This window comes from Allosphingosinicella sp., assembly GCF_036387215.1.
In the GTDB taxonomy this organism is placed as follows: domain Bacteria; phylum Pseudomonadota; class Alphaproteobacteria; order Sphingomonadales; family Sphingomonadaceae; genus Allosphingosinicella.
The window spans coordinates 1-6,063 of sequence record NZ_DASVUE010000264.1; the positions used below are offsets into that span (position 1 = coordinate 1).

8 protein-coding genes are annotated in these 6,063 nt (G+C 65.5%); 5 read left to right on the forward strand and 3 right to left on the reverse strand.

The features are described from left to right. From VF662_RS10755 to VF662_RS10770, 4 genes are all read left to right on the forward strand, one after another. The coding region (locus VF662_RS10755) for a hypothetical protein (RefSeq protein WP_464140924.1) at nucleotides 1–268 on the forward strand (268 nt) is incomplete at its 5' end. Nucleotides 269–509: 241 nt separating this feature from the next. Further along, entirely contained in the window at nucleotides 510–1,058 is a 549-nt protein-coding gene (locus VF662_RS10760) for a PEPxxWA-CTERM sorting domain-containing protein (RefSeq protein WP_464140927.1), read from the forward strand. Between the two features lie 52 nt (nucleotides 1,059–1,110). Further along, a complete protein-coding gene (gene xrt / locus VF662_RS10765) occupies nucleotides 1,111–1,977 on the forward strand; it encodes an exosortase (protein WP_464140932.1) in 867 nt (288 codons plus the stop codon). Next, the gene (locus VF662_RS10770; protein WP_464140935.1) at nucleotides 1,974–2,699 is read left to right on the forward strand and encodes an exosortase C-terminal domain/associated protein EpsI; all 726 of its coding nucleotides are present in this window, start codon (nucleotides 1,974–1,976) and stop codon (nucleotides 2,697–2,699) included. The genes xrt and VF662_RS10770 overlap by 4 nt, the downstream gene beginning before the upstream one ends. On the opposite strand, the gene VF662_RS10775 is transcribed toward VF662_RS10770, so the two are convergent. Then, nucleotides 2,674–2,916 (reverse strand): XrtV sorting system accessory protein, encoded by a 243-nt coding sequence (locus VF662_RS10775; RefSeq protein ID WP_464140938.1) that lies wholly within the window; start codon nucleotides 2,914–2,916, stop codon nucleotides 2,674–2,676. The genes VF662_RS10770 and VF662_RS10775 overlap by 26 nt on opposite strands. Nucleotides 2,917–2,997: 81 nt before the next feature. On the opposite strand from VF662_RS10775, the gene VF662_RS10780 reads away from it, so the two are divergent. Next, nucleotides 2,998–3,813 carry a hypothetical protein gene (locus VF662_RS10780; RefSeq protein WP_464140942.1) on the forward strand — a complete coding sequence of 272 codons (816 nt, stop codon included), beginning with the start codon at nucleotides 2,998–3,000 and terminating at the stop codon, nucleotides 3,811–3,813. Between the two features lie 17 nt (nucleotides 3,814–3,830). On the opposite strand, the gene VF662_RS10785 is transcribed toward VF662_RS10780, so the two are convergent. After that, nucleotides 3,831–5,279 carry a sugar transferase gene (locus VF662_RS10785; RefSeq protein WP_464140945.1) on the reverse strand — a complete coding sequence of 483 codons (1,449 nt, stop codon included), beginning with the start codon at nucleotides 5,277–5,279 and terminating at the stop codon, nucleotides 3,831–3,833. A 139-nt stretch (nucleotides 5,280–5,418) separates the two neighbouring features. Further along, nucleotides 5,419–6,063, reverse strand: a 645-nt coding sequence (locus VF662_RS10790; RefSeq protein ID WP_464140948.1) for a DUF1343 domain-containing protein, incomplete at its 5' end; no start/stop codon positions are given.

Here is a 6,063-nt window from a genome sequence, read left to right on the forward strand (position 1 = left end):
GCAGGGATATATATTCGCGGCAGCCGCGCTGGCGGTCGTCATGGTGCCGTTGGGCGACGCCTATGCTCAGCAGGGGCTCAGCCTCGGAACGTTGTTCGGGAATGCGAAGGGCAAGACGAAGGCTCCGCCTCCTCCCCCGCCTCCTCCTCCGCCGCCTCCGCCCAGTACGAACCAGCCGCCGTGCCCGAAGCAGACCGGGCCGGCGCCGGGCAACTCGCAGAACAACAACGGCAATCCGACGCGGCCCTGCAACAAGAGCCCGAAATAACCGGATAGCCGGATAGGCGGGCAGGAGCTGCCGGGATTTCCCGGCTCCTGCCTGCTTTTCTCCATCTTTGAGCCCTTTCGGCCGTCCTGGCCGGGCGGCTGCTCCATGTCCGGCGCGCTTGTTGTACCGGGCCGGGACATCTTTGGCTGGCGGCGCTATGTTCTTGACGCCGCTTCGAAAAAATGGCTTCATCCTGGCCGGCCGCGAGGGGGACTCGATGCGGCGACAGTGGGGATTTTCGATGATCAGGCACTTGATCCGGGCGATTGCGCTGCTGTTTCTCTTCGCCGCGGTGCCGGCCGCTGCCCAGAGCTATTATTTCGAAGTGACGAACAGCGCCGGCGCTGTGGTCACGTCCTTCACTCTCCCCTCTCAGCCGCGGCCGCCGACGATAGCGGGCAAGGAGGGGTCCTATTTCTATTTCGAGGACGTGCCGGTCAATTATAACGGTTCCAAGAACATCGATTATGTGACCTTCTGGAAGGTGACCTCGCCGACGAACATCGTGCTGAGTTACGAAGACCCGAATGAGGGCGACTACATCTTCCAGCTCTATTCGACGGATGGGCGGTCGATCTACACCGGCCCGGAGAGTGCGCCGAATTTCCAGCCCGGCACCTATGCGGTCTACAACGCCAATGGCGCCTACACGCTGACGGTCGGTCTTCCCGAGCCGCAGACGTGGTTGATGATGATCATCGGCTTCGGCGCCGTCGGCGGCGCGCTTCGGCGCAGGCATCGGTTCAAGGGCACGTCTCGCGGTTCGACGGCGCTCGCCGCGGCCGCCTGAACAAAGCTTCCGCGGGGGCTCCTCCCGCAGCCGGACCTGAAGCATGAACTCCGTGGCGCAGCTGCTGAAATGGAAGGCCGCGGGAGCGGACCGGTCGGCGCTGCCGCTGATGGCGGGCGGCGCGATCTTCATCGCCTCGTTCGTCATCAGCCTCCTCAACCACAGCTGGCTCAATGAGGATGCGGCGCACAGTCCGCTCATCCTCACGATCGGAGCCTGGCTGCTCGTCCGCCGCTGGGGCGAAGTCTCCTCCGGCCGCTCCAGCGGGTCGCCGGCTTTGGCATTGGCGGTGCTGCTCCCGATGCTCTTCGTGCATGTGGTCGCGCAGTGGCTCGATTGGATCACGCTGGCCGGCTACTCGGCCTGGCTGTCGCTGGTCGCAGTCGGCTATGTCATGGCGGGCGGGGCGACGATGGCCCGGCTCTGGTTTCCCCTCTGCTACCTCCTGTTCGCACTGCCGCTCCCCAAGGGAACGACGGTGGTGCTGACCCAGGACATCCGCCTCTTCCTCTCCGATTACGCCGTGAGGCTGCTCGACCTGTTCGGATATCCGGTCGCACGGGCCGGCATCACCTTGTACGTCGACCGCTACGAATTGCTGGTCGAGGAGGCATGCTCGGGGCTGAACTCGATGCTGAGCCTCACCGCTGTCGGCCTGTTCTACGCATATGTGAAATACGGCTCGAGCTGGCGTTACACGATCCTCTTCACGCTGCTGATGATCGCAGTCGCAATGGCCGCGAACTTCCTGCGGGTGCTGCTGCTGATCCTCATCACCTACCATTTCGGCGACGCCGCCGCTCAGAGCTTCATCCACGAGGCAGCGGGCGTCACGCTGTTCGCGATCGCGCTTGCCGGCATGTTCGCGCTCGACAGGTTGCTCGCGCCGGTCCGCGCGCGGATGTTCAGGTCGGCATGACGGACATTCCCGCCAATCCGCTGATCACGTCCCGCCGGGCGCTGCTGTTCGGCTCGCTGCTCGGCGCCGCCGGCATCGCCGCGCAGATGCGCCGGCCTTTGCTCCGCCTCCGCGCCTCGGATCCGCCGCGCCTCGATTCGATCGTCCCGGGCCGCATCGGCGGCTGGCGACAGGTTGCCGGCGGCGATCTCGTCCTTCCGGGTGAGGCGCCGAAGAGCGACTTTTACGACCAGGAGCTGAAGCGGGTCTATCTGTCCGACGACGGCGCTCCGGCGATGATGCTCCTGATCGCCTATTGCGCGCGGCCGCAGCAGGGGCTGCTCCAGGTCCACGATCCGCGCGTCTGCTATCCCGGTGCCGGTTTCGAGCTCCAGCGGGAGGGAAGCAAGATACTGCGCATCCGGGATGGACAGCGGCTCGAGGCGCAAAGCTTCACGGGCGTGCGCCCCGACCGGACGGAACAGGTGCTCTACTGGATGAGGGCGGGGGACGAGATCACCCGGCCGGGGCAGGACCAGCATCTCGCGATCGTGAAGACGATGCTGCGCGGGCAAGTGCCGGACGGGCTTCTGGTGCGGCTGTCGGCGCTCGGCGGCGATCCCGCCATTCTTGGCCACGTCGGCCGCTTCGCGAGCGCAATGCTGGGTGCGCTTTTGCCTGCCGGGCGGCAGCTTCTGCTCGGCCCCTCGCTTTCGGCTAGCGCGGCTGGAACGGCCGGATGACGATGAAGATGAAGCCTGCGACCAGGACAAGCACCGCCATTGCGGCAAGATCGAAGCCGCTGTTGCCAAGATAGTTGGAAAGCGCGCAACCAATGGACGCAGCAAGATAATGCCACATCGGATCGGCCTTGGCCGGAGGAGAGACTGAGCGTTGCAGGAAGATCAGCACGATCGCCGCGAAGATCGCGACGGTGACGAAGTCGTAGGGAGTCTCCATCTCGTCCCCGATAAGCCTGACGCCGGGGGAGGGTGGCAGATGCCCCGGCGCGCGTCTACGCGATTGAGGGCGGGGGCCTTCATGATCGTTGCCGCCGCCGCATCCATCCAGCTGGCGGCGTGCGGGAAGAAGGACGACCCCGCGGGGCAGGTGGTCGCCACCGTCAACGGAACGGAAATCACCACCTCCGAGCTGCAGGCGGAAGCGGAGGCGCTCCAGGCCAATCTCCAGGATCCCGCCGCGCGCCGGCAGGTTCTCGAGCTCGTCGTCCAGCGCCAGCTTCAGGCGGCGGCCGCGAAGGAGCGGGGACTGGACAAGGATCCGCGCTTCCTCGCCCAGAGGCGCCGAGCCGAGCAATATATTCTTGCCCAGATGTATCTGATGGCCGCGGGGGCGGGCGCGGACGACGTCGACATGCGGCAGGCGCGCTCGTTCATCATGCGGAACCCCGCCTTGTTCGACGAACGGCAGGTGCTCGTCGTCGACCGGCTGGGGTTCGCGCCGGCGAAGGCGCTCAGCAAGGCGGAGGTCGCCGCAGTCGCCACGATGGCCGAGGCGGAGCGGCTGCTGCTCGCTAAAGGCATCCGGTTCGAGCGCCGCTCGGCTGTGGTGGATCCCACCGACCTCCCGCCCAAGGTCGCCGATAATCTGGTGAAGATGAAGGACGGCGTCGTCTTCTACGACAGCCAGGGCGACAACGGCATGTTCGGCGCGATCCTTGAACGCAGGCCCGAGCCGGTGCCGATGACCGAGCAGCTTTCCAGAGCAAGCGAGATCCTGAAGCGGCAGAAGCGGCAGGAAGCGGTCGAGGCGGCGGCGCGGGATCTGCGAAAGCGGGCCAAGATCAGCTATCAGGCGGGCTACGGCCCTGTGGGTTCAAGCGCAAAGCCGCGTTAACGGCGGGGTTCGACGCGCTAGAAGGCGTTGCTGTGGACGAGCACCCGGAACGTGCGGAAGATGATCCGGACGTCGCGCCAGATGGTCCAGCCGGAGAGATATTCGAGATCCGCCTGGAGCCGGTTGGTCAGATCCTCAGGCGAGCGCGTCGCGCCGCGATAGCCGCGGACCTGGGCAAGACCGGTCATTCCCGGCTTGATCGCGTGCCGGTGAATGTAGCGGGAGTCGAGCTGCCAGAAGAGCGAATCGCCGGCGGTGGAGGCGAGCGCGTGCGGACGCGGGCCGACGAGGCTCATGTCGCCCCTGACGACGTTGATCAGCTGCGGCAGTTCGTCAAGGCTGGTCCTGCGGATGAACCTGCCGACCCGGGTGATGCGCTCGTCCGAAAGGCTCGCGGAACGGTGGCCGGCGCCGTCCGCCGCGTCGGGGCGCATGCTTCGGAACTTCAGCACCTGGAAAATCCTGTTGCCCCGGCCGACCCGCTCCTGCCGGAAGAAGACGGGGCCGCGGCATTCGAGCTTCAGCGCGATCGCGATCGCGAGCATCAGCGGCGAGAGGAAGAGGAGCGCGGGGGCGGCGATCGCCAGGTCGAGCAGGCGCTTCAGGGCACGATCGCGGAGGCAAAGCGGACCGCAGCTGACGAGTAGGGTAGACTGGCCGTTATACCCCCTCATCTCCAGCGCGCCGAGTTCGTTGAGTTCGGGCGTCAGAAGCTCGACGTCGATGTCCATGCCTTTCAACAGCCTTGCCCAGCCGGGACGGCGGTCCGCCGTGCAGGCCAGGATCACCCGGTCGCAATTGTGGAGCAGGCGGCCCATCCGATCGAGGACGATCGGATCGTCGATGTTCGGGCTGATCTCGATATTGTCGGCGAAGATCACGATCTGGCCCTTGTCGGGATAGACCGGCACTCCGTCGACCAGCAGCACCTCGTTGACGAAGGACCAATTGTAACGGGCGCCCATCGCCTGACCGAAGGACCAGCGGGACAATGCCACAAGACCGAGCGCGGAGGTGCTTCCAAGGCCGAACACGAGGCGGGAGAAATCGCCGCTGACCTTCATGTAGAAGATGATCCCGATCATCACCGCATAGGCGAAGACGAGCGACTGGATGGCCCTGCGGATGCCCTCGCGCGGACGCGACAGGCATTCGATCGCATAGGCGCGCTTGTGGAGCGCCAGCCCAAGGTAGATCGGAAGCAGCACGACCAGCATGTCGCGGCCCTGGGCATGCAGCGGCTCGCCGAAACGGATCAGGTTGGCGATTGCAAAGGCGATGGCGATGCTGAATGCGTCGGCAAGGAACAGCGCCGAATAGAGCCTCAGCCGAAGCTTTTCCTTGGAGGTCCAGACGATCGTCGGGGCATCGTTCGCGGGCGCAAAGCTGCCGGCACCGGACGGCGCCTGCTCGACTCGTGACTTTTTCGCGAACGCCCCCCCGGGCGGCGCGGCCGTGCTCGCCACTGATGTTACCCCCACAACATCTTTGAAAGCTTACAAAAACGCCGACTCGATCATACCGCATTAGGATGCTGCAGTGCAACCGAGTCCGGCGGCGGCGGAACGGTGCTAAATATCTGTCCTATAATGGGACAACGCAGCTTTAGTAGCGGAGGTAAGGCACCCTTTCTTCGGCCCAGGCGCGCTCGTCGGCGAGCGTCAGCGCGTCGAGGTCAGCCGGCGCCGCTTCCCGGTCGTCGACCCATTCGCGGAGTGCGGGGCCGCCGTTGATCACGTCGATCGGAAGCTTCCCGAACGCATATTCGTAGGGGAAGTCCCGCCACAGCGGATAATCGGGGTAGAGCCGGCGGATCGCCTTGAAGGCGAGCGACTGCAGCCGCCACGGCTTGAACCGCTCATGATCGTAGAAGCCGCCTTCGGCGTGGATGTGGAGGCCGTTGCAGAGCTTCCCGACATGCTTGTGGAAGGTCGGCTCGAACCAACAATTGCGAAGGCGGCAGCCCTCGAGCCATTCGGGCGCGAGCGCGCGCATTTCGGCGAGCACCGCCCGCGCGTCGATGTCGGGGGCTCCGAACAGCTCCAGCGGACGGGTGGTGCCGCGGCCTTCGGAAAGCGTGGTGCCTTCGAGCATCACCGTGCCGGCATAAGCGCGTGCCATCGGCAGGTTGGGCGCATTGGGGCTTGGATTGATCCAGATCCGCTCCTCTGCCGGCCATCCGAAGCCGGGCGCGGCGGCGGGGTCGTAGCCCTCCATCTCGATCAGCCGGTAATCGACATCGAGCTTGAA

What these genes read in the sequence shown, in the direction of transcription:
- VF662_RS10770 (WP_464140935.1), top strand. Translation starts at nt 1,974, where the DNA reads ATGACGGACATTCCCGCCAATCCGCTGATCACGTCCCGCCGGGCGCTG.
- VF662_RS10760 (WP_464140927.1), top strand. Translation starts at nt 510, where the DNA reads ATGATCAGGCACTTGATCCGGGCGATTGCGCTGCTGTTTCTCTTCGCC.
- VF662_RS10780 (WP_464140942.1), top strand. Translation starts at nt 2,998, where the DNA reads ATGATCGTTGCCGCCGCCGCATCCATCCAGCTGGCGGCGTGCGGGAAG.
- VF662_RS10775 (WP_464140938.1), bottom strand. Translation starts at nt 2,916, where the DNA reads ATGGAGACTCCCTACGACTTCGTCACCGTCGCGATCTTCGCGGCGATC.